Annotated in this window: 23 protein-coding genes; 11 read left to right on the forward strand and 12 right to left on the reverse strand. The window is 72.3% G+C overall.

Translation table 11 applies throughout. From position 1 onward, the window contains the following. Window positions 1-79: 79 nt before the first annotated feature. From D5H75_RS12430 to D5H75_RS12450, 5 genes are all read right to left on the reverse strand, one after another. Window positions 80-583, reverse strand: a complete 504-nt coding sequence (locus D5H75_RS12430) for a methylated-DNA--[protein]-cysteine S-methyltransferase (RefSeq protein WP_119926517.1) — start codon at window positions 581-583, stop codon at window positions 80-82. A gap of 106 nt (window positions 584-689) precedes the next feature. Then, on the reverse strand, window positions 690-2132 hold the full coding sequence (locus tag D5H75_RS12435; RefSeq protein ID WP_119926518.1) for a DNA-3-methyladenine glycosylase 2: 1443 nt from the start codon (window positions 2130-2132) through the stop codon (window positions 690-692). Between the two features lie 67 nt (window positions 2133-2199). Beyond that, window positions 2200-3135, reverse strand: a complete 936-nt coding sequence (locus D5H75_RS12440; protein ID WP_119926519.1) for an NYN domain-containing protein — start codon at window positions 3133-3135, stop codon at window positions 2200-2202. A gap of 171 nt (window positions 3136-3306) precedes the next feature. Continuing rightward, window positions 3307-3531, reverse strand: a complete 225-nt coding sequence (locus D5H75_RS12445; RefSeq protein ID WP_119926520.1) for an acyl-CoA carboxylase subunit epsilon — start codon at window positions 3529-3531, stop codon at window positions 3307-3309. Window positions 3532-3681: 150 nt separating this feature from the next. Beyond that, on the reverse strand, window positions 3682-5268 hold the full coding sequence (locus D5H75_RS12450; RefSeq protein WP_119926521.1) for an acyl-CoA carboxylase subunit beta: 1587 nt from the start codon (window positions 5266-5268) through the stop codon (window positions 3682-3684). Window positions 5269-5563: 295 nt separating this feature from the next. Between D5H75_RS12450 and D5H75_RS12455 the strand changes: the two genes are divergently transcribed. Beyond that, window positions 5564-8137 (forward strand): phosphoenolpyruvate carboxylase, encoded by a 2574-nt coding sequence (locus tag D5H75_RS12455; protein ID WP_202638100.1) that lies wholly within the window; start codon window positions 5564-5566, stop codon window positions 8135-8137. Window positions 8138-8648: 511 nt separating this feature from the next. On the opposite strand, the gene D5H75_RS12465 is transcribed toward D5H75_RS12455, so the two are convergent. From D5H75_RS12465 to D5H75_RS12475, 3 genes are read right to left on the reverse strand one after another with little or no spacing between them, the layout of a single operon-like run. Beyond that, complete coding sequence (locus D5H75_RS12465) at window positions 8649-9449, reverse strand: hypothetical protein (protein ID WP_119926524.1); 801 nt, start codon at window positions 9447-9449, stop codon at window positions 8649-8651. 28 nt (window positions 9450-9477) lie between these two features. Continuing rightward, window positions 9478-10449, reverse strand: coding sequence for a formate dehydrogenase accessory sulfurtransferase FdhD (gene fdhD / locus D5H75_RS12470; protein ID WP_242454175.1), 972 nt, complete (start codon window positions 10447-10449; stop codon window positions 9478-9480). After that, complete coding sequence (locus D5H75_RS12475) at window positions 10442-12649, reverse strand: FdhF/YdeP family oxidoreductase (protein WP_119926525.1); 2208 nt, start codon at window positions 12647-12649, stop codon at window positions 10442-10444. The genes fdhD and D5H75_RS12475 overlap by 8 nt, the downstream gene beginning before the upstream one ends. Before the next feature lie 77 nt (window positions 12650-12726). Between D5H75_RS12475 and D5H75_RS12480 the strand changes: the two genes are divergently transcribed. After that, window positions 12727-13551, forward strand: a complete 825-nt coding sequence (locus D5H75_RS12480) for a biotin--[acetyl-CoA-carboxylase] ligase (RefSeq protein ID WP_119926526.1) — start codon at window positions 12727-12729, stop codon at window positions 13549-13551. Window positions 13552-13619: 68 nt separating this feature from the next. On the opposite strand, the gene D5H75_RS12485 is transcribed toward D5H75_RS12480, so the two are convergent. Then, window positions 13620-14624 carry an adenylate/guanylate cyclase domain-containing protein gene (locus D5H75_RS12485; RefSeq protein ID WP_119926527.1) on the reverse strand — a complete coding sequence of 335 codons (1005 nt, stop codon included), beginning with the start codon at window positions 14622-14624 and terminating at the stop codon, window positions 13620-13622. Window positions 14625-14689: 65 nt separating this feature from the next. Next, window positions 14690-15202 carry a PH domain-containing protein gene (locus D5H75_RS12490; protein ID WP_119926528.1) on the reverse strand — a complete coding sequence of 171 codons (513 nt, stop codon included), beginning with the start codon at window positions 15200-15202 and terminating at the stop codon, window positions 14690-14692. 185 nt (window positions 15203-15387) lie between these two features. Between D5H75_RS12490 and D5H75_RS12495 the strand changes: the two genes are divergently transcribed. Together D5H75_RS12495 and D5H75_RS12500 are read left to right on the forward strand one after the other, a co-directional pair. Beyond that, the gene (locus D5H75_RS12495) at window positions 15388-16164 is read left to right on the forward strand and encodes an enoyl-CoA hydratase/isomerase family protein (protein WP_119926529.1); all 777 of its coding nucleotides are present in this window, start codon (window positions 15388-15390) and stop codon (window positions 16162-16164) included. Between the two features lie 301 nt (window positions 16165-16465). After that, window positions 16466-17380, forward strand: a complete 915-nt coding sequence (locus D5H75_RS12500) for a hydroxymethylglutaryl-CoA lyase (RefSeq protein WP_119926621.1) — start codon at window positions 16466-16468, stop codon at window positions 17378-17380. Between the two features lie 480 nt (window positions 17381-17860). Here the strand turns inward: D5H75_RS12500 and D5H75_RS12505 are convergent, their stop codons facing one another. Both D5H75_RS12505 and D5H75_RS12510 read right to left on the reverse strand, forming a co-directional pair. After that, entirely contained in the window at window positions 17861-18667 is an 807-nt protein-coding gene (locus tag D5H75_RS12505; RefSeq protein ID WP_119926530.1) for a neutral zinc metallopeptidase, read from the reverse strand. A 173-nt stretch (window positions 18668-18840) separates the two neighbouring features. Then, the gene (locus tag D5H75_RS12510; RefSeq protein ID WP_119926531.1) at window positions 18841-19692 is read right to left on the reverse strand and encodes a neutral zinc metallopeptidase; all 852 of its coding nucleotides are present in this window, start codon (window positions 19690-19692) and stop codon (window positions 18841-18843) included. A 184-nt stretch (window positions 19693-19876) separates the two neighbouring features. Between D5H75_RS12510 and D5H75_RS12515 the strand changes: the two genes are divergently transcribed. From D5H75_RS12515 to D5H75_RS12545, 7 genes are all read left to right on the forward strand, one after another. Beyond that, the gene (locus tag D5H75_RS12515; protein WP_119926532.1) at window positions 19877-20962 is read left to right on the forward strand and encodes an S-(hydroxymethyl)mycothiol dehydrogenase; all 1086 of its coding nucleotides are present in this window, start codon (window positions 19877-19879) and stop codon (window positions 20960-20962) included. Between the two features lie 199 nt (window positions 20963-21161). After that, window positions 21162-21791: an MBL fold metallo-hydrolase gene (locus D5H75_RS12520; protein WP_119926533.1), complete on the forward strand. Its 630-nt coding sequence runs from the start codon at window positions 21162-21164 to the stop codon at window positions 21789-21791. Between the two features lie 123 nt (window positions 21792-21914). Beyond that, on the forward strand, window positions 21915-22094 hold the full coding sequence (locus tag D5H75_RS12525) for a (2Fe-2S)-binding protein (protein ID WP_119926534.1): 180 nt from the start codon (window positions 21915-21917) through the stop codon (window positions 22092-22094). A gap of 12 nt (window positions 22095-22106) precedes the next feature. Beyond that, window positions 22107-22601 (forward strand): bacterioferritin, encoded by a 495-nt coding sequence (gene bfr / locus D5H75_RS12530; RefSeq protein WP_119926535.1) that lies wholly within the window; start codon window positions 22107-22109, stop codon window positions 22599-22601. 333 nt (window positions 22602-22934) lie between these two features. Next, a complete protein-coding gene (locus D5H75_RS12535) occupies window positions 22935-24500 on the forward strand; it encodes an acyl-CoA carboxylase subunit beta (protein ID WP_202638071.1) in 1566 nt (521 codons plus the stop codon). A gap of 111 nt (window positions 24501-24611) precedes the next feature. Continuing rightward, the gene (locus tag D5H75_RS12540; RefSeq protein WP_119926536.1) at window positions 24612-25280 is read left to right on the forward strand and encodes a response regulator transcription factor; all 669 of its coding nucleotides are present in this window, start codon (window positions 24612-24614) and stop codon (window positions 25278-25280) included. Window positions 25281-25286: 6 nt separating this feature from the next. Continuing rightward, on the forward strand, window positions 25287-26558 hold the full coding sequence (locus D5H75_RS12545) for a sensor histidine kinase (RefSeq protein ID WP_119926537.1): 1272 nt from the start codon (window positions 25287-25289) through the stop codon (window positions 26556-26558). Window positions 26559-26614: the final 56 nt, after the last annotated feature.

Genomic DNA, 26614 nt, shown 5'->3' on the forward strand with positions numbered 1-26614 from the left:
GTGACCGGCGCGGGAGGCTGAGTGGGGTGCGTGCGTTGCCACCTCCCGCGCCGGGCACGCCCCGGCGGGAGCCGTACGCCTAGGGCAGGGTCGCGCCCTCGTGGGCGAGGAGCCACCGCTTGACCGGCGGGCCGTAGTAGTAACCGCCGTAGCCGCCGGCCTGGGGGAGGACGCGGTGGCAGGGGACGATGGGCGCGATGAGGTTCCGCGCGCAGGCGCCGCCGGCGGCGCGGGCGTGCGAGGGCGGGTAGCCGGCCATGCCCGCCAGCTCGGCGTAGTTGACCGTGGTGCCCGCGCGGACCTCCCGCAGCGCGGCCCACAGGCGCGTCATCCGCTCGTTGCCCGGCTGGTTCACCGGCAGGTCGTCCAGCGCGTCGAGGTCGCCGTCGAAGTACGACCCGACGCGCTTGCCCAGGTCGCCCAGGTCGGCGACCCGCCGCAGGGGATGCGGGCGGAGGGTCCTGTGCAGCCGGGCGTGCATCGCGGCCGGGTCGGGGGTGAAGCCGGCGGCGACGATGGCGCCGTCGTGCTCCAGCAGGGACAGCGGGCCCGGCGGGGTCTCCAGGACGATCGCGTCGATCATGTAGGGGCTCCTGTTCAGGGGGCTCAGGCTCAGGTTCAGGGGGCCCGGGCTCAGAGGGCTCGAGGGCTCGGGCTCAGTGGGCTCGGGGGTTCGGGTCTCAGTGGGCTCAGGCGGTCCGCGGCAGGGCGGACGCCTCGGGGTCGGACAGCGAGGTCCACAGGTGGAGGGCGGCGTACGCCCGCCAGGGCCGCCACGCCTCGGCCGCCGCCTCGCCCTCGATGCCCAGGCGCGTCATGGCGTTGCGCAGGGCCAGGTCACCGGCGGGGAAGGCGTCGGGGTCGCGGAGGGCGCGCATGGCGATGTACCCGGCGGTCCACGGCCCGATCCCGGGCAGCGCCAGCAGGCCGTCCACGGTCTCGGCCGGGTCGCCGCCGTCCAGGTCCAGCTCGCCGGACGCGACGGCCGAGGCCAGCGCGGTCAGCGTGGCGACGCGGCGGCCGGTCAGGCCGAGCCCGCTCAGGTCGGCGTCCGCGAGCTGGGCGGCCGTGGGGAACAGCCGGGTCAGCCCGCACTCCGCGGCGTACGGCGTGCCCGCCCGCTCGGCGATGCGGCCGAGCAGCGTGCGCGCCCCGGCGACGGAGATCTGCTGGCCGACGACCGCGCGCACGGCGAGCTCGAACCCGTCCATCGCGCCCGGCACCCGCAGCCCGGGCCGGGCGGCGGCCAGGCGCGCCATGACCGGCTCGCGGGAGAGCATCGTGGTGATCGCCTCGGGGTCGGCGTCGAGGTCGAGCAGCCGCCGGGAGCGGTGCACGAGCCGGCTGAACCCGCGCAGGTCGGGGACGTTCGCGCGCAGCCGCACGTGCCCGTCGGCCGGGGTGAGCGTGATGACGCCGGGGCCGGGGACGGTCCGGGTGTAGCCGTTCTCGTCCACCCGCTCCACGCCGGGGACGGCCCGGGACGCCAGGAAGCCCAGCAGCGCCGCGGCGTCGAACGGCGGCCGGTAGTCCAGCCGCACGCTGAACGGCCGGTCCAGCGGCTCCGACACCCGCCCGCGCGCCCGCAGGTCGGACGGCGCGAAGCCGTACGCCTCCCGGAACGTCGCGTTGAACTGGCGCACGCTCCCGAAGCCGCTGGCGAACGCGACGTCGGTGACCGGCAGGGACGTCTCGGTGAGCAGTTGCTTGGCGGTGAGCAGCCGGCGCGTCCGCGCCACGGCGAGCGGCGCGACCCCCAGCTCGGCCGTGAACAGCCGCAGCAGGTGGCGTTCGGTGACGTGCAGCCGCCGCGCCAGCCCCGCCACCCCGAAGTCGTCCACCACGCCCTCGTCGATCAGCCGCAGCGCCCGCCCGACCAGGTCGCCCCGGTAGTCCCAGCCGGGGTCACCCGGGCTCAGCTCCGGGCGGCACCTGCGGCACGGCCGGAACCCCGCGGCCTCGGCGGCGGCGGCGTGCCGGTAGAACGTGATGTTGGACTGGCGCGGGGTGCGCGCCGGGCAGATCGGCCGGCAGTAGATCCCGGTCGTCCGCACGGCCGTGTAGAACCGCCCGTCGAACCGCCGGTCCCGGGCGCTGACCGCCCGGTAGCAGGCGTCGAAGTCGAGAGTCACATCTACGAGTAAACCCGAGGCAGACCGGGGCGCACGCGCGGAAATCAGACCTCAATGGCCGGCGGGGTCACTTGGAGCTGATGCCGACGCCGATGTCGAACTCGCGGTAGACGCGGGCCCAGAAGCCGTCGCGGAGCCACACGCGCGCCTCCGGGTAGGGCCGGAGCGAGTGGCCCAGCTCCTTCTCGGCCTCGATCAGCAGCTCGGTGTCGATGACCGTCGGCAGGATCGGCCCGGGGAGCAGGTCGCGGATGTTGTCCCTGCCCCGGGTCAGTATCCACTTCTGCGCCACGTGCTCGCCGACCTCCTCCACGCGGGGACGGCTCGGCCCGAGCTTCGTCACGCCCGTCTGCGGCGGGCGCACGACGGGCTTGGTGGCGGTGCGTCCCGCGAACACCTGGGCGGGGGAGGGGGCCTGCGGCGGCGCGGGGATCACGGCGGCGCGGCTGAAGTAGGGGCGGATGAACTCCGCGCTCAGCACCTCGACGGTGTCCGACTCCCAGACGAGGCGTTCGGCCTGGTTGGTGCCGTAGGGCGGCTCCACGCCCCACAGGTGCACGCGCACGCCGTACGCCTGGGCGGCCTCGACGGCGGGCACCATGTCCTCGTCGCCGGCCACGAGCACGGCGTCGGTGACCGCGCGGTGGCGGGCCAGGGCCTCCAGGTCGGTGCGGATCTGGGCGTCCACGCCCTTCTGCTGGCCGCGGGCGTTCAGGTTGCCCAGCCGGACCTTGACCATCGGGAGCGCGGCGATCACGCGCTGGTCCACGGTGGGCACGCGGTCGCGGGCGGCGTCGTACCAGTAGACCCGCAGCAGCTCACCGGGCAGGCGCTCCTCCGCGTGCCTCTGCAGCGTCTTGATCAGCTCGTCGGCGGCCACCCGGTATTCGCGCCGCTCCTTCGCGCCCAGCAGCACCTCGCCCGCCGCGGCGTAGAGATACCCCACATCAACCAGAACGGCGTATTTCACGGCCCCGGGATGCGTGAGGTCCGGGATGGCCATGGTTGTCCTCCAGACCTCGTCACTAGGCGATCAAATAGCTATTTTGCCCACTTTCTCGGCGGCTGGTGACTTTCTTGAGGTAATAGTTCTTCGGACTTTCCCTCGCACCCTGTGATCATTGTACGGCGGTGCGGGGTCGTTCGCAGGGAACTCGCGGAGGACGGGCCGAGATCAGCGCGGAAATCCGCTGGCCCGCCACGCTCCGGGGCCGGGCTGGAGGGGTTCGCGCAGGGCGTGTCGCGGATGTCCCCACGCGCCGCGCCGCCCGGGCGTGGCGCGCGTGCCCGCCGCCGCGGCCGCCCGCGCCGTCACCACCGCGACCAGCGCCGCGATCTCCTCGGGGGTCGCGTCACCGCGCACCACCCGCAGCACCGGCCGCCGTTCCTCGTCAGCCATCCGCTCCTCCGTGCTCGTCGTCTTCCCGGGCGTACCGGTTCCCGGGCGTACTGGGTGTGCCGGGCGTACTTGGTGCCCGTCCCCCGTGATCCGGTGGTTCCCGCCCGGGGCGGGAACCACCGGATCACGGGGGCGGCTCGGGCGGGCGGGTCACAGCGGGATGTTGCCGTGCTTCTTCGGGGGCAGGGTCTGGCGCTTGGTGCGGAGGGCGCGCAGGGCCCTGATGACGTGGGATCGGGTGTCCGAGGGCTTGATGACGCCGTCGAGGTAGCCGCGCTCGGCCGCGATGTAGGGGTTGGCCAGCGTGTCCTCGTACTCGGTGATCTTCTGCGCCCGGAGCGCGTCCGGATCGTCGGCCGCCGCCAGCTCGCGCCGGTAGAGGATGTTGACCGCGCCCTGCGCCCCCATGACCGCGATCTGCGCCGTCGGCCAGGCCAGGTTCACGTCGCCGCCGAGGTGCTTGGAGCCCATGACGTCGTACGCGCCGCCGTACGCCTTGCGGGTGATGACCGTGACCTTGGGGACCGTGGCCTCGGCGTACGCGTAGATGAGCTTGGCGCCGCGGCGGATGATGCCGTTCCATTCCTGGTCGGTGCCAGGGAGGAATCCGGGAACGTCCACCAAAGTCAGGACAGGGATATTGAAGGCATCGCAGGTTCGGACGAACCTCGCCGCCTTCTCCGAGGCGTCGATATCGAGGCACCCCGCGAAGTGCATCGGCTGGTTCGCGACGACACCGACGGAACGACCTTCGATACGTCCGAAACCGACGATTATGTTCTGCGCGAATCCCGCGTGGATCTCCAGGAACTCGCCGTCGTCGAGAATGTGCTCGATCACCTGGTGCATGTCGTACGGCTGGTTGGCCGAATCCGGGATGATCGTGTCCAGCTCCGGGACCGGGCCGAGGTCGGCCTCGGCGTCGAAGGCCGGGGCCTCGTCGAGGTTGTTCGACGGGAGGTACGACAGCAGCGCGCGGGCGAACTCCAGGCAGTCCTGCTCGTCCGTCGCCTGGTAGTGGGCGACGCCGGACTTGGAGTTGTGCGCGAGCGCGCCGCCCAGCTCCTCGAACGACACGGTCTCGCCGGTGACCGTCTTGATCACGTCGGGGCCGGTGATGAACATGTGCGAGGTCTGGTCGACCATCAGCGTGAAGTCGGTGATCGCCGGGGAGTAGACCGCGCCGCCGGCGCACGGGCCCATGATCAGCGAGAGCTGCGGGATCACGCCCGAGGCCTGCACGTTCCGGTAGAAGATCTCGCCGTACAGCCCGAGCGAGACCACGCCCTCCTGGATGCGCGCGCCGCCGGAGTCGTTGATCCCGATCACCGGGCACCCGGTCTTCAGCGCGTGGTCCATGACCTTGATGATCTTCTCGCCGAACACCTCGCCGAGCGAGCCGCCGAACACCGTGAAGTCCTGGCTGAACACCGCGACCGGCCGCCCGTCCACGGTGCCGTGCCCGGTGACCACGCCGTCGCCGTACGGCCGCGTCTTCTCCAGCCCGAACGCCGTGGACCGGTGCCGCGCGAACTCGTCGAACTCCACGAAGGAGCCCTCGTCCAGCAGCGCCGCGATGCGCTCCCGCGCGGTCATCTTGCCCTTGGCGTGCTGCTTCTCCACCGCGCGCGCGGATCCGGCGTGCACGGCCTCGTCCAGCCGCCGCTCCAGATCCGCGATCTTCCCCGCGGTCGTGTGGATGTCGATCTCAGGACCCTGCGAAGCCTCTGCTGCCATGCGGGTTAGCGTAACCGCCCACTGATTCCCGCCCCCCGGGCCCCCACCTCCCGGGCGTGTGCGCACCCCGTTGAGAACCCCCCTGCGGACGCTCGGAACGATCACGGCGGAGCCCTCGTGCCGCGCGATGTGGGAGGGCTCGAAAGCGTCTCGCGGGCTGAGACCTGGTGTCTCAGAGCGGGGGGTGGCCCGTTACGCTTCCAGCATGTCCTCTATCGCCTCGTCTGACGCCTCCCAGCAGGCCGAACGTCGCACCGGGAACCGCACGGGCGACCGTCAGAGCGCCCGTCTCGAGATGCCCGACGAGCTGCGGGCGGACGTCCGCCTGCTCGGGGAGCTGCTCGGGCAGGTGATCGCCGAACAGGGCGGGCCCGACCTGCTCGACGACGTGGAACGGCTGCGCCACGCCGTGATCGCGGCCCGGCGCGGAGAGGTGACCGGTGACGAGATCACCGAGCTGGTCTCCTCCTGGCCGCTCGCCCGCGCCGTGCAGATCGCGCGCGCCTTCACCTGCTACTTCCACCTGGTCAACCTGGCCGAGGAGCACTACCGCATCCGCATCCTCAACCAGCGCGACACCGGCGAGGCCCCCCTGCGCGAGTCGCTGGCGGACGCCGTACGCCAGGTGGACGGCGACTCGGAGATCATCGAGGGCCTGGAGCTTCACCCCGTGCTGACCGCGCACCCGACCGAGGCCCGCCGCCGCGCCGTGGTCACCGCGATCCAGCGGATCAGCGCTCGCCTCTGGGAGCACGCCGACCCGACCCGGGGCGCGTCGGCGCGCGAGGAGGCCCGGCGGCGGCTGCTGGAGGAGATCGACATCCTCTGGCGCACCGCCCAGCTCCGCGCGACCAAGCTGGACCCGCTCGACGAGGTCCGTACGGCCATGGCCGCGTTCGACGAGACGATCTTCCGCGCGGTGCCGGCGATCTACCGGTCCCTGGACGCCGCCCTCGCGCCCGGCACCGGGGCCCGCCCGCCCCGGTCCAGGGCCTTCATCCGGTACGGAAGCTGGATCGGCGGCGACCGCGACGGCAACCCGTACGTCACCGCGAAGGTCACCCGCGAGGCGATCCAGATCCAGTCCGAGCACGTGCTCGCCGCGCTGGAGGCCGCCACGACCCGCATCGGGCGCACGCTCACCGTGGCCTCCCCGCTCACCACGCCCGCCAGCGCCGAGCTGCGCGCCGCGCTGAGCGAGGCCGAGAACGAGCACCCGGCGCTGGCGAGCGAGATCGCGACCCGTTCGCCGTCCGAGCCGCACCGCCAGTGGCTGCTGTACGTCGCCGCGCGCATCGAGGCGACCCGCCGGCGCGACCTGGACCTGGCCTACCTGTCCCCGAACGACCTGCTGCTGGACCTGCGCCTCGCCCAGGACTCGCTGGCCGCCGCGGGCGCCCCCCGGCAGGCGTACGGCGAGCTGCAGCACCTCATCTGGCAGGTGGAGACGTTCGGGTTCCACCTGGCGGAGCTGGAGGTGCGGCAGCACTCGGCCGTGCACGCCGCCGCGCTCGCGGAGGTGCGCGCGGGCGGGGAGCTGTCGGAGCGCACCGAGGAGGTGCTCGCGACCCTGCGGGTGATCTCCTGGATCCAGGAGCGGTTCGGCGTCGCGGCGTGCTCGCGCTACGTCGTCTCCTTCACCCGCGGCTCGGACGACGTCGCCGCGGTGTACGAGCTGGCCGCCACGCTCGGGCCGCGCACGCCGGTGCTCGACGTGGTGCCGCTGTTCGAGTCGGGGGAGGACCTGGACCACGCGCCCGCCGTACTCGACGGGATGCTGGAGCTGCCGGAGGTCAGGGCCCGGCTGGACGCCAACGGCCGGCGGCTCGAGGTGATGCTCGGCTACTCCGACTCGGCCAAGGAGCTCGGCCCGGCCGCCGCGACGCTCCGCCTCTACGACGCGCAGGCCGCCCTCGCGGCGTGGGCCGCCGAGCACGACGTGCGGCTGACGCTCTTCCACGGGCGCGGCGGCGCGCTGGGACGCGGCGGGGGCCCGGCCAACCGCGCGGTCCTCGCGCAGGCCCCCGGCTCGGTCGCGGGCCGGTTCAAGGTCACCGAGCAGGGTGAGGTGATCTTCGCCCGGTACGGCCACCTGGCCATCGCCCGCCGCCACATCGAGCAGGTGGCCTCGGCCGTGCTGCTGGCGTCCACGCCGTCGGTGGAGGCGCGCACGGCGACCGCGGCCGCGCGCTTCCGCACCGTCGCCGAGCAGGTGGCGCGGGCCTCGGAGCGGGCCTACCGGGCGCTCGTGGAGGCTCCCGGCTTCCCCGAGTGGTTCGGCCTGGTCAGCCCGCTGGAGGAGATCGGCTCGCTGCGCCTCGGCTCCCGCCCGGCCCGCCGCGGCCTGGGCGCGCCGCGTTCGCTGGACGACCTGCGGGCGATCCCGTGGGTGTTCTCCTGGACGCAGACCCGGGTCAACCTGCCCGGCTGGTACGGCCTGGGCAGCGGCCTGGCCGCCGCCTCGCCGGACGAGCTGCGCGAGGCGTACCGCGAGTGGCCGCTGTTCGCCTCGCTCCTGGACAACGCCGAGATGTCGCTGGCCAAGACCGACCGGTCCATCGCCGAGCGGTACCTCGCGCTGGGCGGCAGGGAGGACTTCGCCGCGCAGGTCCTGGAGGAGTACGACCGCACCCGCGAGCTCGTGCTCTCGGTGACGGGCCACTCCCGCCTGCTGGAGAACCGCCGCGTGCTGTCGCGCGCCGTCCAGCTCCGCGACCCCTACGTGGACGCCCTATCCCACCTGCAGCTCCGCGCCCTGCGCGCCCTCCGCTCCGGCGCCCCCCTCGACGACGACGCGCGGGACCGCCTGGAGACCCTCCTCCTCCTGACCGTCAACGGCGTCGCCGCCGGCCTCCAGAACACCGGCTGACCCACGCCCTCGGGCCCGGGGGGCAACCCCCCGGGCCACCTCCTCCCGCCCCACCTCCTCCCGGGCCACCTTCTCCCGGGCCACTCTCTCCCGGGCCACCTCCTCCCGCCCCACCTCCTCCCGGGCCACCTCCTCCCGGGCCACCTTCTCCCGGGCCACCTTCTCCCGGGCCACCTTCTCCCGGGCCACCTCCTGCCGGGCCGTTCCTTCAGGGCCAGCCCTCCCGCGAGCCTCCCTTCGCCGTGATCATGCAGTTTTGATCACACCGTGTGCGCAAAACTGCATGATCACGGCGAGGTGGCACCACGCGAGGTGGCACCACGCGAGGTGGTGCCACGCGAGGTGGTGCCACGCGAGGTGGTGCCACGCGAGGTGGTGCCATGCGAGGTGGTGCCACGGTGTGGATGCCACGGCGAGGGAGGCCGTGGTGGGGAATGCCGTGGTGGGGAATGCCGTGGCGAGGGAGGCCGCGGTGGGGGAGGCCGCGGTGGGAAGGGTGGGGTTGGAAGGGTCAGGGGCGGAGGTTGCGGGAGGTCTCCTGGGCCAGGCGTTCGGCGGCCCGGCGGGCGTGGGGTTCGGGGATGGGGACGTCGGCGGGGAGGTCGGTGCCCTTGTACTCGATGAAGACCAGGACGTTGCCGGCGCGGAACGCGGTCTCCGTGAGACCCAGCCTGGAGGTGGCCGTGGTCATCGTGTAGTAGGCGGTGAACGCCTGGGGCGCGATCGCGGGCAGGTCCTCGCAGGCGCGGTAGGCGAAGCCGGCCCGGTCGGTGGTGTGCTGGTTGCGGCGGCAACGGTCGCGCTCGGAGCGGAAGAGCCGGCTCGCGTCGTCGGCGCCGGCCCGGGAGACGCCGGAGAACAGCTCCACGCGCACCGCGATGTCGCGCTCGCGCTGGACGGCGCTGTCGTGCCGGTAGGGGCTCCGCCAGCGGCAGGACGCGTAGGCGTGGCCGGGCATGGTCGTCTTCGCCGGGACGGACTCCGGCTCGGCCCCCGGCACCAGGTCCCCGGCGGTCTCCGCGCTCACCAGGCCGCACGGGGCCGGCAGGCGGGTGAACACGGGCTCCTTCGCCGGGCTCGTCGCACCGGTCGTCCCCTGCGGCGGCTCCGGCCCGGTCGCGCGCGCCACGCCGTACAGGACGCCGGCCGCCACCACGAGCCCCAGCCCGGCCGCGACCGGCCCCGGCCACCGGCGGCGCGCCGTCCGCGGCCCCTGTCCCACCCCGTCCTCGTAGGGACCCGGCCGGTACGGCGACTCGCCGGGTTCGGCCAGGTAGGGGTTGCGGGCGCGGTCGGGGGGTCCGTCGGTCATGGGCGCTCCCGGCGGTTCGGCCGTGACGCTAGGGGGTCGTCGTCCTCACCCTGCCCGAATCCGCGTAGATGTTGAAGCGGCGATCCCGCAGGAACCCGATCAGCGTCATGCCGAACTCCCTGGCCAGGTCCACCGCCAGCGACGAGGGCGCCGACACCGCGCACACCACGCCGACGCCCGCGGCCAGGGCCTTCTGCGTGATCTCGTAGCTGGTCCGGCCGCTGACCATGAGGACGTGGTCGCGCAGCGGCAGCCGCCCGTCCAGCAGCGCCCAGCCGACCAGCTTGTCCACGGCGTTGTGCCGGCCGACGTCCTCGCGCACGGCCACCGGCTCGCCGTCGGCGGTGAACAGCCCGGCCGCGTGCAGGCCCCCCGTCTTCCCGAAGATCCCCTGGGCCTCCCGCAGCCGCCCGGGCAGCTCGTACAGCGCCTCGGGGCGCACCGCCGGGTGCTCCGGGGGCAGCGCGCCGGGTGGGAAGGGGCGTTCGCGCAGCGCGTCCAGGCTGGCCGTGCCGCACACGCCGCATGCGCTCGACGTCAGGAAATGCCGGTCGAGTCCGGGCATCTCCGGCAGTCGCTCCCCGCGCAGCCGTACGGTCACGGTGTTGAACCGCGCCGAGGCGGGGACGTCGGGGTCGTCGCAGTACGAGATCCCCTGGATCCGCTCCGGCCCCGCGATCACGCCCTCGCCGGCCAGGAAGCCCGCCGCCAGCTCGAAGTCCGCCCCGGGCGTCCGCATGGTGATCGCGAGCGTGCGGCGTTCGCCGCCGCAGGCCACGCGGATCTCCATCGGCTCCTCGACCGCGACCGCGTCGCGCCGGTCCCGCTCGGCCGTGTCCGCGACCGCCCGCACCCGCACCCGCTCCACGGCCCCGCGCCGCTCCGCCCGCGCCGGCGCGAGCCGTACCGCGTCGTGGCGTTCCAGCGGTACGGCGTCCGCGGCCGGGCCGGCCGTCCCGGCGGGCGGGAGACGTGCGGGGTCGTCGACGTGATCAGGCACGGGTGACCGTCACCGCCGCGTTGTAGTCCGGGATCTTGGCGTTCGGGGAGCGCCGGGAGCGGTCGAGCAGGACCTCGCCCTCGGGCCAGTGGACCTGGAGGCTGCCGGGGGTCACGGGGGCGCGCAGCACCCGGCACTCCAGCGTGCCCGACGGGCTGGTCAGGACCACCGGATCGCCGTCGGCCAGGCCCAGGCGGCCGGCGTCGACGGGGCTCATCAGGACGGCCTCGCGCACCGCGCCGTTGAAGCCGTCGCGGCGCTCGTGGACCATGCTGTTGAACTGCTTCCCGCGCCGCGTCGTGACCAGGAAGGTGCCGTCGGGGCGGGTGAGGTCGGGCAGGTCCACGGCGGAGAAGCGGCCGAGCCCGTCGGCGGTCATGAACCGGCCGTCCGGGCAGAGGTGGCGGCCGCCGTACTGCACGTTGTCACCGAACTTCCGCAGCCGCTGGATGCCGTCGTAGAACGGCACGGCGCGCGCGATCTCCTCGCGGATCTCGGCCGTGCCCGAGAACGGCGTGAACTTGGGGTTCACGCGCGAGGCGAGCGCGGAGAAGATCTTCCACTCCGGCCAGGCCGCGCCCGGGCGCGGGCCGGGGATCTCCGGGGAGAAGATCACGCGGCGTTCCGTGGAGGTCTCGGTGACGCCGCCCGCCATCTCGTACCTGGTCTGCGCGGGCAGCAGCAGCACGTCGCCGTCGGCGGGCACGAGCATCTGGCTGGACAGGCAGATGTCGATGTGGACGCGCAGCTTCAGCCGCGACAGCGCCTCGCGGCAGTATTCCGGGTCAGGGAGCACCTCCAGGAAGTTCCCGCCCGAGCTGACCAGGGCGTCCAGCCTCCCCGCGTGCGCCGCGTCGATCATCTCGGTCGCGGTGAGCCCGGGGCCCGTCGGCACCTCGAACCCCCACATCTCGGAGAAACGGCGCGCGTTCTCCTCCGTGATCGGCAGGCCGCCCGGCAGTCCCGTGGCGTACGCGCCCATCTCGGCGCCGCCCTGCACGCCGCTGTGCCCGCGGATCGGCATGAGCCCGCAGTTGTCGCGGCCGACGAAGCCGCGCGCCAGCGCCAGGTTGACGATCGCGCGCACGTTGTCCTCGCCGTGCGTGTGCTGGGTGATCCCCATCGACCAGACGAGCACGGCCGAACGCGCGGTGCCGAGCCGCCGCGCCAGGTCCAGCATCAGCTCCCGGCTCGCGCCGGCGACCTTCTCCAGGTCCTCCCAGCTCTGCGCGGCCAGGGCCGTGCGCACGTCCTCGAACCCGGACGTGTGCGCCGCGACGAAGTCCTCGTCCACCCAGCCGTTCTCGATCATGTGCTTGAGCACGCCGTTGAGGAACCCGATGTCCCCGCCCACGTTCACGCCGTAGAAGTGATCGGTGATCTTCGTCCCGAAGACCGCGCTCTCGACGTTGGACGGCACCCAGTACTTGTCCATGCCGGGCTCGCGGTATGCGTTGACCAGCGCGATTCTCGTCCCCGCCCTCTTGGCGTGGTAGAGGTACTTCATCGAGACCGGCTGGTTGTTGGCCGGGTTCGAGCCGATGAAGACGACGTAGTCCGCGCCGATCCAGTCGGTGTACGAACACGTCGTCGCGGCGGCCCCGATCGTCTCCTTGAGCGCGACCGTCGAGGGGGAGTGGCAGATCCGCGCCGCGTTGTCCACGGAGTTCGTGCCCATCGCGCGCACGGCCTTCTGCGCGGCGTAGTAGTTCTCGTTCGGAGTGCCCCTGCTGGTCAGGTACACCCCGAGCCGGTCCGGGTCCCGCAGCCGCCCGGCCGCGAGGTCCAGGGCCTCCTCCCAGCCGATCTGCGTGAAGCCCTTCTCGCCCTTCCTGCGCAGCATGGGGTACGGCAGGCGGCCGAGGTCCCGCAGTTCCGCGCTCTTCCTGCGCTCCAGCGCCGACACGTCCGCGAGGAGCGCCGGGTCCAGCGCGGGCATCGTGTTCAGCTTGAGCAGGCGCAGCCGGATGTTGCACAGGTGGATCTCGTCCATGGTCCAGTCGCGCATGCCCTTGGTGCCGAGCGCGCAACCGTCACAGGTGCCCCGGTTCAGGATCTTCCAGGCGTATCGCCGCCGCCCCTTGCTCTCCTTGAACGCCTTCCACAGCTCAAGGTAGTTGTTGGGCTTCCGCTCGCCGATGCCGAACGGTTTCAGGCTCGCCCAGTTCGCCGGGTCGATCAGCTTCTTCGGGTGCTTCACCCCTCCATCCTGGCCCCTGCGCCGGGGCTCCTGGAAGGTGGCGTGTCCGGGTCGTCCGCATGCGAGAGGATGGGACGATGCCCGACTCGCCGTACTCCGACCTCAACCGGCCCCCGCTCCAGGAGGCGGCGCTCGCCCGCGCCCTCGTCCGCCCCGGGGCCCTGTGGACCCGCGTCTCGGTGGTGGACCGGACCGGTTCCACCAACTCCGACCTGGCCGCCGCCGTACGCACAGGGGCGCTGGAGGGCACGGTCCTGGTCGCGGAGTCCCAGCTCTCCGGGCGCGGCCGCCTCGGCCGGGCCTGGACCGCGCCGCCCCGCTCCGGCCTGACGTTCTCCTTCGTCCTGCGCCCCCGCGTCTCCCCGTCCCGCTTCGGCTGGCTGCCCCTCCTCATGGGGGTGGCGTCCGCGTCGGCCGTACGGCGCCTCGCCGAGGTGGACGTGCGCCTGAAGTGGCCCAACGACCTCATGATCGGCGAACGCAAGCTCGCCGGCGTGCTGGCCGAGCGCTACGACGACGCCGTGGTGGTGGGCATGGGCCTCAACGTCTCCCTCCGCGCCGACGAGCTCCCCACCGAGCGGGCGACGTCCCTGGCCGTGGCCGAGGCCGCCTGCGTGGACCGCGACCCCCTGCTCCGCGCGATCCTCCGCGAGTTCGCCGAGCACTACGCCGAGTGGCAGGCCGCCGAAGGCGACCCCGACGGCAGCGGCCTGCGCGCGGCCTACCTGGCGGCCAGCGCCACCGTGGGCCAGGAGGTCCGCGTGGAACTCCCCGGCGAACGCATGCTCACCGGCGTCGCCACCGGCGTGGACGAATGGGGCCGCCTCCTGGTCCACGACGGCCGCGAGACCCACCCCCTCAGCGCCGGCGACGTCGTCCACGTCCGCCCCGCCGCCTCCTGACTCCACGCTCCTCGCCCCAGCCCCGGCCCGCGCCGGATTCCGCCCCGTGACGTGAGGCGGGCACGGTCTCAGGGGGCGGGGCGGCGGAGGTTGTAGGGCTGGACTATGCCGAAGCCCCGGGCGGGGCGGCGGCGGATCCGGTGGAGGTCGTAGTCGGGGGCGCCTTCGAGGGCCTTGGCCAGGCCGGTGTCCACGAGGACGGTGCCGGGGCGGGCGATGGCGGTGAGGCGGGCGGCGAGGTTGACCGTCGAGCCGAAGACGTCGCCCATCATGGGCAGGACGGGGCCGTAGGCGACGCCGATGCGCACGTCGGGGCCCTCGCCCTTGATGACCTCGGTGAGGCGCAGGGCGATCTCGGCGCCTTCCAGGGGATCGACGGCGGTGTACAGGACCTCGTCGCCGAGGGACTTGACGATGCGCGCGGTGTACGGCGCGACGATGTCGGCGGCGGTGGCCTCGAACCACTCGATGAGGTCGGCCAGGGCGAGTTCGTCGAGCTCGCGGGACATCTGGGTGAAGGAGACGAGGTCGGCGAAGCCCACGGCCATGTTGACCCGGGTGTGCGGGACCTCCTCGTTGATGCTGGCGACGGCGAGGCTGCGGGTGCCGGCGGCGGCGAGCTGCACCCGCCACACGTGGACGAGCATGGCCTCGACGTCGGGCAGCAGCTTGGAGGCCAGGTCGATGATGCGGCTGATGTCCTCGTCGGTGGGCGGGTGGTTGGGGTCCAGCTCGGCCCCGATCATGATGTCGGCCTGCCACTGCGCCAGCCGCGACATCGTCTGGCCCATGGCCCGCGCCATCCGCACGGCGGTCTGCTCGTCGATCAGCCCGCGCTCGATCCGCCGCGCCACGCGCCGCAGCATGTCCGCGTCGTCGTCGGTGAACGCCACGGCCTCGTCGGGCAGGCTGGCGAAGCCCAGCGCGCGCCAGACCCGGGTGGCGAACTCCTTGCTCACCCCGGCGCGTTCGGCGACCTCGTCGGGGGTGTAGCGGGGCTCGGCGCCGAGCAGCAGCCGCTCGATGTCCTCGCTGGTCGGCCGCTGTGCCGGGCCGGTTTCCTGACCGTCCATGCTTCTCCCCCCGGGAAGGAGGCTACGCCACTCGCGCAACCACGGTCTCATGCGCCGCCGGGCCCTCAGCGGCGGTCGATCTGGCCGTCGGAGGCGTCCTCGACCAGGCGGAACAGCTCCGACCGCACGAGCTGGACCTTGGGGATGTCGCTGAGCTGGAGCTGCCCGCGCTCGCCCGCGGACTCCACGACCAGCGTCCCGCAGCCGAGGATGCGCTCCATGAGCGTCTGGTCGGACTGCACGGTGTTCACCTTGGCCAGGGGGATGTCGTCGTTGGACTTGCTGAGGATGCCCGCGCCGATCGCGAAACGGTGCGTGGTCAGGACGTACGACGTGGTCTTCCAGCGCAGGAACGGGATCAGCGTCCACAGCGTGAGCCCCACGAGGGCGACGACGGCGACGGCGATCCTGGCGTACGTGGAGTAGACCTCGCCGGAGGGGATGAAGTAGAGGGCGGCCACGGCGGCGGCCACCGTCCCGATGAGCAGGATGACCGGCAGGACCAGGCGTTTCCAGTGCGGGTGGAAGGCGTGTACGACCCGCTCGCCGTCGGTCAGGTGGTGCTCAGGGATTCCCATGGCGCAAATCGTGACATCTTTGGCCGCGGTCGCGCAGCCCTTCCTGCGGGCATTCACGTGCGCGTCCGTTGTCCACAGCCGGATATCCGGATATTTCCCACCAAAACGATGGGCAGGCTCGTCGTCGTCCACAGGGGCGGAGTGGTGGCGGAGGTGGCGGGGCGGGCCGGAGTAGCCTGCGGGACATGGATGGTGTGTCCGTACGTCGTCATGACCGCGTGGCCGAGATCGTGCTGGATCGGCCCGACGCGATGAACGCCCTCTCGACCGCGATGGCCCGGCGCCTCGCGTCGGTGACCGCCGAGATCGGGGCCGATCCGGAGGTGCGCGCGGTGGTGCTCAGCGCCGCCGGCGACAAGGCGTTCTGCGTCGGGGCCGACCTCAAGGAGCGCAACTCCATGAGCGACGCCGACCTGCTGCGACAACGCCCGGTCTTCCGCGCGGCCTTCGGCGGGGTGCTGGGCCTCCCGCAGCCGTCGATCGCCGCCGTCCACGGATACGCCCTCGGCGGCGGCTGCGAGTTCGCCCTCTCCTGCGACATGATCGTCGCGGACGAGACGGCCGTCTTCGCCCTCCCCGAGGTCTCCGTGGGACTGGTCCCGGGCGGCGGCGGCACACAGCTCGCCCTCCACCGCCTCGGCCCATCCCGCGCCGCCGACCTCATCTTCACCGCCCGCCGGATCGACGTCTTCGAGGCCGAGCGCATGGGCCTGCTCGACCGCCGCGTCCCCAACGGCCAGGCGAGGGAGGAGGCGATCGCCATCGCCCAGCGGATCGCGGCCAACTCCCCGGTCGCGGTGCGCGCCGCCAAGCAGGCCCTCCGCCGGGGCCGGCCGGCCGACCTCCAGGCCGCCCTCGACATCGAGGACGCCGCCTGGCGCACCGCCGCGTTCTCCGCCGACCGCAAGGAGGGCATCGCCGCCTTCAACGAGAAGAGACCCCCCAAGTGGCCGGGTGAGTGATCCCGCGCGACGAGCGGGCGCCCGCGCTCCGGGGGAGCGCCGGGCGGGAGCCGTACGGCGGGCGGCGGGGCGCCGGCCGTACGGCGGGCCGGGCGCGGCGGTCACCTCCGGGCGCGGCGGTCACCTCGGGGCGCGCCGTCAGGCTTGAGGGCGGCCGTCATCTCCGGGGTGCGGCCGTCGTCTGCGGGTGCGGTCGTCACGGCCGGGGGTGGCGGAGCGCCGGGAGCGGGGGCGAGGTTGGATTGTTCGTACGGGCCCGGGGACGAGGGCGTCGCCGGGCGGACGGAAGGGTGTGATCGTCGTGGGTGATCTGCCGGACAGGATCTCGCTGCGGGAGGTCGGGCCTCGGGACGGGTTGCAGAACGAGGCGCCCGTGCCGACCGACGACAAGGTGGAGCTGATCGACGCGCTGTCCCGGACCGGGGTGTCGCGCATCGAGGCGGTGTCGTTCGTGCATCCCAAGGCGATCCCGCAGATGGCGGACGCCGACGAGGTGTGGCGGAGGGCCGAGAAGGCCGACGACGTGCGCTATTCGGCCCTGGTGCCCAACCTGCGGGGAGCGCTGCGGGCGCTGGACGCCGGCTTCACCGAGATCGAGGTGGTGGTCTCGGCCAGCGACACGCACAACCGCAAGAACGTCAACCGCTCCACCGAGGAGTCGCTGGACGACATAGCCCGCCTGATCGCCGAGGCCCACGAGCGCGGCGCGACGGTCCAGGCCATCGTCTCCACGGCCTGGGGCTGCCCCTACGAGGGCGACATCCCCACCGAGCGCGTGGTGTCCGTGGCCTCCCGGGCCGTGGCCGACGGAGCCGACGCCGTCTCCTTCGGCGACACGACGGGCATGGCCACGCCCGCCCGCGTGACCCGCCTGGTGGGCGAGTTCCGCTCCCGCAACCCCGAGACGCCCCTCAACCTCCACTTCCACAACACCCGGGGCACCGGCCTGGCCAACGTCTACGCCGCCCTCCAACTGGGCGTCGACGACTTCGACGCCTCGGTCGGCGGCCTCGGCGGCTGCCCCTACGCCCCCGGCGCCAGCGGCAACATCGCCAGCGAGGAACTCGTCCACATGCTGGAGGACATGGGCATCGCGACCGGCGTGGACCTCGACGCCCTGATCGAGGTGGCCGCGAGAGCCGAGCGGATGGTCGGCCACAAGCTCCCCAGCCAGGTCCTGAGAGCCGGCCCCCGCACCCGCCTCACCCCCGCCTGACCACCCCTCCGCCCGCCGCCCACCCAACGGCGGCCGGAGACGTCCGGGGCGGGACCCCTCCCGTCCCGGCCCGGGCGGTGGACCCCCGAGGCGCCGGGAGGGCGGTGCGGGGCCCGAGCGGCCCGCGCCCGCGCCCACGCCGTCCGCGCCCACGCCCGCGCCCGCGCCCGCGATCCCGCCTCCCCGGCGAGCCTGATGCTGTGCCGTACGCCGCGAGGCCGCAGGCTCCGAGCGGGGCCGGGAGACGTGTGACCCGGGGGCCTTCCATGTGGCATGGTCGGGCCTCGGCTCCGGGCAGGGCCTCGCGCGGGGTGGTGCGGGAGGTGAGCGCCGTGAAGGCGGCCACGGCGGCGAGGGCTGCGAGCGGTCGTCTCAGCGGGACGGCGAACGTGACCGGGTGACGCCCTTACGAGAACGGTGGAGAGCCCCGGGCTCGGCGTGTCCGGGGACGGTGTGAGACCGGGGCTGTGGGGGTGTGGGTCAGTGGCTGGCGACCTGGACGGAGGGCGCCGACCAGGTGTCGCAGGCCTTGGGGGACTTGGCGTGGAAGCCCCTGTTCATCCAGAGCTTGATGCTCTTGCTCTTGCCGTAGGTGTCGCCGCCGTGGTGGTCGTCGCCGGTGCTGCCCATCTCGGTGCGCAGGCGCCGCCAGGCGGAGTCGCTCACGCCCAGGCCCTTGCGGGCGCTGCCGAAGAACGCGCCGGCCAGGCACTGGCCCTGCAGCTCGTAGCGGCGGGACCACTCGGCCGCGGCCTTCTTGGCCTTCGGCTCCGGGTAGGTCTTCTCGATCTTGGCGAGTTCCTGCACGTGGTACGCGTACGTGGCCGCGAGCGTGAAGGAGTCGAAGAGCGGGTTCGAGTCCAGGGTGTCCTCGCGGACGAGCACGTGGATGGTGTCCGCGCCCGCGCAGTAGCGGAAGACCAGGCCCTTCTCCCAGGAGCCGCACTCGGTCTTGACCGGCTTGGTCACGATGTGCAGCTTGGCGGGGCGGTAGCGCATGCCCGCGGCCTTGAACACCTTGGCCCAGGCGCGGTCGACGCACGAGCCGAGGGCCTTGAAGTGTCGCTTGGCGGACTCCACGTCCGTGCCCTTGCCCGGCTTGCAGCCCAGGTCGGGCAGCGTGCCCATGGAGTGCAGCCGGTTGGCGCGGGGCTTGGCGGCGGCCGTGGCGGACTCGGCGCCGGCGGTTGCGGCCGACGCGGCGGGGGCCAGGGCGGCGATGGGGGCGGAGATCGCCAGGGCGGCGGCGAACGCGCCCAGGGATCGCTTGACTGAGAAGATCGACATAGTGTGCGGACTGTAGCCGGAACCTCTGACAAAGATCACCCCATTTCCCTGGCTTTCCCCTGTTCGCGATATAGCCGGTTCCTATTCGGAACCCATCCGTTGAGTGGAATGCTCCCCTTCCGGATTCCCGCCGGCGCGGTGACCGTCCGGGGAGCGGGGGACGAAGAACGGCCTCAGCCGCGCGCGACCTGGGCGGACGGGGCCTTCCAGGTGTTGCAGGCCTTGGGGGAGCCGGAGCGGAAGCCCTTGTCCATCCAGTAGCGGATCGACTTGCTCTTGCCGTAGGTGTCGCCGCCCCAGTAATCGTCGCCGCTGTAGCCCATCTCCTCGCGAAGCTGCCGCCAGGCGGACTCGCTGACGGGCAGGGTCTTGCGGGCGCTGCCGAAGAACACCCCGCCCAGACACTGTGCCTGCAACTCGTAGCGGCGCGACCACTCGGCCGCGGCCTTCTTGCCCTTCGGCTCGGGATAGGTCCGCCAGATCTCCGTGATCTCTTGGACGTGGTACCCGTACGTCGCCGCCAGATCGAAGCCGACGACTAGGCCGCTTTCGTATTCCAAGTCCTCCTCGTCCACGAACAGGTGGATAGAGGCCTTCCCTCCGCCTACGCAGTACAGCACCCACTGCTTCTGGTCCAAGGTCCCGCACGGCGTCTTGGTACGGCTGGTCGCGGGCTTGACGGCCGCGGCCATGAACTTCTTCCCGGAGGCCTTGAACAGCTTGCCCCAGGCACGATTCAGGCAGTCGCCGATCGACTTGAGGTGTCGCACCGCCGAGTCCATGTCCTCGACCCGAGCGGCGCGGCAGCCGAGGTCGGGCAGCTTGCCCATCGAGTGCAGCTTGTTCGTGCGGGGCTTGGCGGCGACCGCGACCGCGGAGGAGGCCGAGGTGGACGTCGAGGTGGAGGCCGAGGTGGAGGTCGAGGTGGCCGACGCGGTCGCGGGGGTGGCGACGACGAGCGGGGCCGAGAGCGCCACGACGCCGGCGGCGACGGCGAACGAGCGCTTGACGAGGGAGATCAACATAATGATGCGAGACCGTATCGCGAGCTTTACGGAGGATCGCCGTGTAGAGCGGTCATTGTCCCGTTCGCGATGCAGTTGATCCCGTTCCGGGACATACCCGGTGGATGGAAGGCTCCTTCCGGGTACGGCGCGCACGGCCTACGATCGGCGCGCGTAAGCCGTACACGGGCGGAGGGAGCGGGTCATGGGGCATGAGGTCCGGGGTGTCGTGGCGCGGGAGCGCGGCAAGGCAGTCGGCGTCGAGACGATCCACGTGCCCGATCCGGGGCCGGGGGAGGCGCTGGTGAAGGTGCGGGCGTGCGGCGTCTGCCACACCGACCTGCACTATCGCGAGGGCGGGATCAACGACGAGTTCCCGTTCCTGCTCGGCCACGAGGCGGCGGGGACCGTCGAGGCCGTCGGGCCGGACGTGACCGGGGTCGAGCCGGGGGACTTCGTGATCCTCAACTGGCGCGCGGTCTGCGGGAACTGCCGCGCCTGCCTGCGCGGGCGGCCCTGGTACTGCTTCAACACCCACAACGCCACCCAGAAGATGACCCTGGCCGACGGGACCGCGCTGTCGCCCGCGCTCGGGATCGGCGCCTTCGCGGAGAAGACGCTGGTCGCGGCCGGGCAGTGCACGAAGGTCCCCGCCGAGGCGTCGCCCGCCGTCGCCGGGCTGCTCGGGTGCGGCGTGATGGCCGGGCTCGGCGCGGCGATCAACACCGGCGGCGTGACCAGGGGCGACTCGGTCGCGGTGATCGGCTGCGGCGGCGTCGGCAACGCGGCCGTGCTCGGCGCGTCGCTCGCCGGGGCGGCGCGGATCATCGCCGTGGACATCGACCCGCGCAAGCTGGACCTGGCCCGCCGCTTCGGCGCCACCCACGTCGTCAACTCCGCCGAGACCGACGCCGTCGAGGCCGTCCGCGAGCTGACCGGCGGGTTCGGCGCGGACGTGGTCATCGACGCGGTCGGCCGCCCGGAGACGTACAGGCAGGCCTTCTACGCCCGCGACCTGGCCGGGACCGTGGTCCTCGTCGGCGTGCCCACCCCGGAGATGAAGCTCGAACTGCCGCTGCTCGACGTCTTCGGCCGCGGCGGGTCGCTCAAGTCCTCCTGGTACGGCGACTGCCTGCCCTCCCGCGACTTCCCGATGCTCATCGACCTCTACCTCCAGGGGCGCCTCGACCTGGAGGGATTCGTCTCGGAGACCATCTCGCTGGACGACGTGGAAGCCGCCTTCCACGCCATGGAACGCGGCGACGTCCTCCGCTCCGTGGTCGTCCTGTGACCCGTACGGGGACGCCCGCGCCCTCCACCAGGCGTACGGCGGGCGCGGGCGGTCCCGCCGGGACGCGCGATGCGGGCGGGACGACCGGAGCGGCCGGGACGCGCGGTCCGGGAACGCGCCGCGCGGTCAGGACGTACGGGACGATCGGGGCGTACGTCGGGAAAACGGGTATGGCGATCGGATGGAAGGCGGGGGCGGAATGAGTGACGCGATCACGCGGGTGGTGACGTCGGGGCGGTTCACGCTGGACGGCGGGACCTGGGACGTCGACAACAACGTCTGGCTGGTGGGCGACGGGGCCGAGGTGCTGGTGATCGACGCCGCGCACTCCGCCCCGGTGATCCTGGAGGCGGTGGCCGAGCGCCGCGTCACCGCGATCGTGTGCACCCACGCCCACAACGACCACATCAACGCGGCGGCCGAGCTGTCCCGCGCGACGGGCGCGCCGATCTGGCTGCACCCGGCCGACACGCCGCTGTGGGAGATGGAGTACGGCGGCCGGCGCCCGGACGCGGCCCTCTCGGACGGGGACGTGCTGACGGCCGGCGGCGTGGAGCTGCGGGTGATCCACACGCCGGGCCACGCGCCCGGCGCGGTCAGCCTGTACGCCCCGGACCTGGGCGCGGTCTTCACCGGCGACACGCTCTTCAACGGCGGGCCGGGGGCGACCGGGAGGTCGTTCTCGGACTTCCCGACCATCGTGGCCTCGATCCGCGACCGCCTGCTGACGCTCCCGCCGGAGACCGTGGTGCACACCGGCCACGGCGACGACACCACCATCGGAGCGGAGGCCCCGCACCTGGACGACTGGATCAGACGCGGTCACTAGCCCGGTTTCGGCCTGTCCGGTTTGGGGTGGTCTGGTCAAATCGGTTTGGCGTCAGGTAGGTTAGGCATACCTAAGGAAGGTGTGCCTAACCAACCGCCGCGTCGAGAGAGTCGAAGTCAGCCCATGTATGTGTGCATCTGTCACGCCGTGACCGAGAACGAGGTGGCCGACTGCATCGCGGACGGTGCGGAGACCCCCGACGACATCGGCGACGCATGCGGCGCCGGGACGGGGTGCGGCTCCTGTGTCATGCGCATATGTGAGATCCTCAAGAAGGCTGACTCACTCGTTTCGACACACTAGGGAGCCCTGGTCATGAGGGGCGACAAAGAGATCATCGCGCTGCTCAACGAGCAGCTCACCGCTGAGCTGACCGCGATCAACCAGTACTTCCTGCACGCCAAGATGCAGCAGAACTGGGGATACACCCGCCTCGCCCGCCACACGCGCGAGGAGTCCATCGACGAGATGCGGCACGCGGAGCGACTGACGGACCGGATCCTGTTCCTCGACGGCCTGCCGAACTACCAGCGCCTCGGCACCCTGCGCATCGGGCAGAGCGTCCCCGAGCAACTGCGCGCCGACCTGGAGGTCGAGATGGAGGCCGTGCAGCGGCTCCGCCCCGGCATCGAGCTCATGCGCGCCAAGGGCGACGTCACCTCGGCCCGCATCTTCGAGGACATCCTCGCGGACGAGGAAGAGCACATCGACTACCTGGAGACCGAGCTCTCCCTGATCGAGAGCCTGGGCGAGCAGAACTACCTGCTCCGCCTCACCGACGCCCCGGGCGAAGGCACCGAGACCGCCTGACCGGAGGCCCGCCGGGGCCCTGCCGCGATCCCGCGCCAACGCCACCACCGGCGCCGCGCGTGCCGCCGTCCGGGCCGCGCGTGCCGCCGTCCGGGCCGCCCGCGGCCGTGCGTGTCCGCGGCCGTGCGTGCCCGCGGCCGTGCGTGCCCGCGGCCGTGCGTGCCCGCGGTCCGCGGTCCGCGGTCAGGCGTGCCCGCCGTACGCGCAGGCGACGCGCGCCCGCCTGGCGCCGGGATCGCGAGGTCGCGACGGCGAGGGCCGCGGGAGCCGTACCCGATGATCGCGCGTGTGGTCTTGCGGGGCGTGGGGGAGCGCTGACTAGGCTCGGCTGGTGTGAGCGACGTTACTCCGCAGAGCGGTGTCACTGAGGACGAGCCGGGCCACCCGCACCTGGCCGATCTGCGCGCGCGGGTCCAACAGGGCGGCGCGCCCAAGTACCACGAAGCGAACGCGGCGAAGGGCAAACTCTTCGCGCGGGAGCGGATCAGGCTGCTCGTGGACGAGGACTCCTTCGTCGAGGACGGCCTCTACGCGAACGTGATGGCCGGGGACCTGCCCGCCGACGGCGTGATCACCGGCGTGGCCCGGATCGACGGCCGGCCGGTGGCGATCATGGCCAACGACTCCACGGTCAAGGCCGGGTCGTGGGGCGCCCGCACGGTCGAGAAGATCATCCGGATCATCGAGCGCGCCTACGACACGCGCATCCCCATGATCTACCTGGTGGACTCCGCCGGGGCGCGGATCACCGACCAGGTGGAGATGTTCCCGGGGCGGCGCGGCGCGGGCAAGATCTTCCACACGCAGGTGCGCGCCTCCGGGTCGATCCCGCAGGTCTGCGCGCTGTTCGGCCCGTCGGCGGCGGGCGGGGCGTACATCCCGGCGTTCTGCGACTTCGTGAGCATGGTGGACGGCAACGCCTCCATGTACCTCGGCAGCCCCCGCATGGTCGAGATGGTCGTCCGCGAGAAGACGACGCTGGAGGACATGGGCGGTGCCCGCATGCACTGCGCGGTCTCCGGGGTCGGCCACCACCTGGCCAAGGACGAGCCCGAGGCGCTGAACGCCGTCCGGTCCTTCCTCTCCTACCTCCCGGCCAACTGGGAGCAGGCCCCGCCGCGCGCCGAGCCGCGCGACCCCAAGCCCACCGACCTGCGCGCGATGGTCCCGGTGAGCGAGCGCGTCGCGTTCGACATGCGCAAGTACGCCAGGGGCCTGCTGGACGAGGACTCGTTCTTCGAGATCCACGCGCTGTGGGCCAAGGAGCTGACGGTCGGCTTCGGCCGCCTGGACGGGCACCCGGTCGGCGTCGTGGCCAACAACCCGATGTTCAAGGGCGGCGTGCTCTTCGTGGACTCCGCCGACAAGGCCGCCCGGTTCATCCAGCTCTGCGACGCGTTCAACGTGCCGCTCCTCTTCCTCGCCGACGTGCCCGGCTTCATGGTCGGCACGGCGGTCGAGAAGGAGGGCATCATCCGCCACGGCGCCAAGATGATCAGCGCGGTCTCCGAGGCCACCGTGCCCAAGATCTCGGTGATCGTCCGCAAGGCGTACGGCGCCGGCCTGTACGCCATGGCCGGTCCCGGCTTCGACCCGGACGCCACGATCGCGCTGCCCACCGCGAAGATCGCGGTCATGGGCGCGGAGGCCGCGATCAACGCCGTCTACTTCAACAAGATCGCCGCGATCGAGGACGAGGCCGAGCGGCAGGCGTACGTCGAACGGCTCCGTGAGGAGTACGAGGCCGACATCGACGTCGTGCGGCTGGCCGGCGAGCTCGTCGTGGACACGATCGTCGAGCCGGAGGAGCTCCGTACGGAACTGATCCGGAGATTCGCGGACGCGAGCACAAAAGACCGGTCATTCTCCCGCCGCCGCCACGGGGTCACGCCGGTATAGGTAAGGCTGTTCCATAATTCGGCCTTTGCGCTCGACAATAGATTTACCAATGGCACGTCAAACCGCTCGCTGTTGCGGGGAAACGAACGCCTAAGGTCTTACGATCGGGTCATGACCTGCGTACTTCTCGCCGAGGACGACACCTCGATCTCGGAACCGCTCGCGCGAGCCCTGCGCCGCGAGGGTTATCAGGTCGAGGTGTCTCCCGATGGCCCGCAAGCCCTGGAAAGGGCTTTGTCGGGCGGCGTCGACCTTATAGTGCTTGATTTGGGTTTGCCGGAGATGGACGGCCTGGAGGTATGCCGTCGTATCCGTTCGGAAGGGCACGGCACGCCCGTGCTCGTGCTGACCGCGCGCGTCGACGAGGTCGACACCGTGGTCGGCCTGGACGCCGGCGCCGACGACTACGTCACCAAGCCGTTCCGGCTGGCCGAACTGCTCGCCCGCGTCCGCGCCCTGCTGCGGCGCGGCACCTCGGAGACGCCCGTCGTCCAGGGCGTCCGCATCGACGCGGACTCGCGGCGCGCCTGGATGGGCGACAAGGAGCTGCACCTGACGACCAAGGAGTTCGACCTGCTGCGCGTGCTCGTCCGCGACGCCGGCAAGGTCGTGACCCGCGAGCAGATCATGCGGGAGGTCTGGGACACCAACTGGTGGGGCTCGACCAAGACGCTCGACATGCACATCTCCTGGCTGCGCCGCAAGCTCGGCGACGACGCGACCAAGCCGCGGTACATCACCACGGTCCGGGGAGTCGGGTTCCGCTTCGAGCGCGAGTGACGGGAGATGCGTAGCAGGCTGCTGTTCTCCACGCTGTCCGTCGCCGTCGTCGCCGTCCTCCTGCTCGGGATCCCCCTCGCGGTGGTCATGAGCCGGCTGGTGACCGACGAGACGCGCGACTCGCTGGAGAGGGAGGCCGTGCGGCTGCTCAACGAGGTGGAGAACAGCGACCCGCTGGACCGTCCGATCGACCGTGACCAGATCGCCCGCAACAACCCAGGCCGGTACATCGAGATCGACCTGGTGCCGGGCAATCAGCGGATCACGATCGGCACCCCTCCCCCCGCCGACAGCGCCATGCGCTCCCAGGTCCGCTCCGAGAGCGGCACCCGCGTCCTGATCATGATGGACGCCCGGGAGGTCACCGAGCAGTCCACCGACGCCCTGGTCATCATCGGCGTGGTGGGCTCGATGGCGATCGCGGTCGCGGTCGGCTTGGCCATCGTCCAGTCCCGCCGCCTCACCCTGCCCCTGCAGGACCTCGCGGACATCGCCGACCGGCTGGGCTCCGGCGACGCCCGCCCGTCCAAGCACCGGTACGGCATCCGCGAGCTCGACCGAGTGGCGGAGGTCCTCGACCGCAGCGCCGTGCGCATCAGCGACCTCCTGGCCGCCGAGCGCGAGTTCGCCACGGACGCCTCCCACCAGCTCCGGACCCCGCTCACGGGCCTCACGATCCGGCTGGAGGAGATCGTGGCGTCCGCGGACGAGCCGGACGTCGTGCGCGAGGAGGGCGCCGCGGCCATCGTCCAGGCCGAACGCCTGACGGCCGTGATCGACGAGCTCCTGTCGGCCGCGCGCCGCCAGCGCCACTCCCATGCGGAGCCCACGGACATCGACCACGTGATCGAGCAACAGGTCAAGGAGTGGACGCCGACCTTCAAGCACGCCAAGCGCCGCATCCAGGTGCAGGGCCAGAAGGGCCTGCACGCCCTGGCCACCCCGGGCGGCCTGGCCCAGGTGATCGCGACCCTCCTGGAGAACGCCCTGACCCACGGGGACGGCACGGTCACGATCACCACCGCCGAGCGCGGCGGGTCCGTGGTGATCGAGGTGGGCGACGAGGGCCCCGGCGTCCCGCAGGACCTCGCCACCAGGATCTTCGAACGCAACGTGACCGGCGGCAAGGGCACCGGCCTCGGCCTGACCCTGGCCCGCGGGCTGGCCGCGGCCGACGGCGGCCGCCTGGAACTGGTCCGCCCCAAACCGGCCGCCTTCGCCATCTTCCTCCGCCCGGTAGAAGAATCCCGTACCCGAGTGGTGGCGGGACCCGCCTAGGGCGTGTTTTGTGGTTCTTGGTTGAGCCACATGATCAGGCTGGCGATGGTGATGGC

It is taken from the genome of Bailinhaonella thermotolerans, from assembly GCF_003594875.1.
In the GTDB taxonomy this organism is placed as follows: domain Bacteria; phylum Actinomycetota; class Actinomycetes; order Streptosporangiales; family Streptosporangiaceae; genus Bailinhaonella; species Bailinhaonella thermotolerans.

What these genes read in the sequence shown, in the direction of transcription:
- D5H75_RS12430 (WP_119926517.1), bottom strand. Translation starts at nt 583, where the DNA reads ATGATCGACGCGATCGTCCTGGAGACCCCGCCGGGCCCGCTGTCCCTG.
- D5H75_RS12440 (WP_119926519.1), bottom strand. Translation starts at nt 3,135, where the DNA reads ATGGCCATCCCGGACCTCACGCATCCCGGGGCCGTGAAATACGCCGTT.
- D5H75_RS12445 (WP_119926520.1), bottom strand. Translation starts at nt 3,531, where the DNA reads ATGGCTGACGAGGAACGGCGGCCGGTGCTGCGGGTGGTGCGCGGTGAC.
- D5H75_RS12450 (WP_119926521.1), bottom strand. Translation starts at nt 5,268, where the DNA reads ATGGCAGCAGAGGCTTCGCAGGGTCCTGAGATCGACATCCACACGACC.
- D5H75_RS12455 (WP_202638100.1), top strand. Translation starts at nt 5,564, where the DNA reads ATGCCCGACGAGCTGCGGGCGGACGTCCGCCTGCTCGGGGAGCTGCTC.
- D5H75_RS12465 (WP_119926524.1), bottom strand. Translation starts at nt 9,449, where the DNA reads ATGACCGACGGACCCCCCGACCGCGCCCGCAACCCCTACCTGGCCGAA.
- D5H75_RS12480 (WP_119926526.1), top strand. Translation starts at nt 12,727, where the DNA reads ATGCCCGACTCGCCGTACTCCGACCTCAACCGGCCCCCGCTCCAGGAG.
- D5H75_RS12485 (WP_119926527.1), bottom strand. Translation starts at nt 14,624, where the DNA reads ATGGACGGTCAGGAAACCGGCCCGGCACAGCGGCCGACCAGCGAGGAC.
- D5H75_RS12490 (WP_119926528.1), bottom strand. Translation starts at nt 15,202, where the DNA reads ATGGGAATCCCTGAGCACCACCTGACCGACGGCGAGCGGGTCGTACAC.
- D5H75_RS12495 (WP_119926529.1), top strand. Translation starts at nt 15,388, where the DNA reads ATGGATGGTGTGTCCGTACGTCGTCATGACCGCGTGGCCGAGATCGTG.
- D5H75_RS12505 (WP_119926530.1), bottom strand. Translation starts at nt 18,667, where the DNA reads ATGTCGATCTTCTCAGTCAAGCGATCCCTGGGCGCGTTCGCCGCCGCC.
- D5H75_RS12510 (WP_119926531.1), bottom strand. Translation starts at nt 19,692, where the DNA reads ATGTTGATCTCCCTCGTCAAGCGCTCGTTCGCCGTCGCCGCCGGCGTC.
- D5H75_RS12515 (WP_119926532.1), top strand. Translation starts at nt 19,877, where the DNA reads ATGGGGCATGAGGTCCGGGGTGTCGTGGCGCGGGAGCGCGGCAAGGCA.
- D5H75_RS12520 (WP_119926533.1), top strand. Translation starts at nt 21,162, where the DNA reads ATGAGTGACGCGATCACGCGGGTGGTGACGTCGGGGCGGTTCACGCTG.
- D5H75_RS12525 (WP_119926534.1), top strand. Translation starts at nt 21,915, where the DNA reads ATGTATGTGTGCATCTGTCACGCCGTGACCGAGAACGAGGTGGCCGAC.
- bfr (WP_119926535.1), top strand. Translation starts at nt 22,107, where the DNA reads ATGAGGGGCGACAAAGAGATCATCGCGCTGCTCAACGAGCAGCTCACC.
- D5H75_RS12540 (WP_119926536.1), top strand. Translation starts at nt 24,612, where the DNA reads ATGACCTGCGTACTTCTCGCCGAGGACGACACCTCGATCTCGGAACCG.
- D5H75_RS12545 (WP_119926537.1), top strand. Translation starts at nt 25,287, where the DNA reads ATGCGTAGCAGGCTGCTGTTCTCCACGCTGTCCGTCGCCGTCGTCGCC.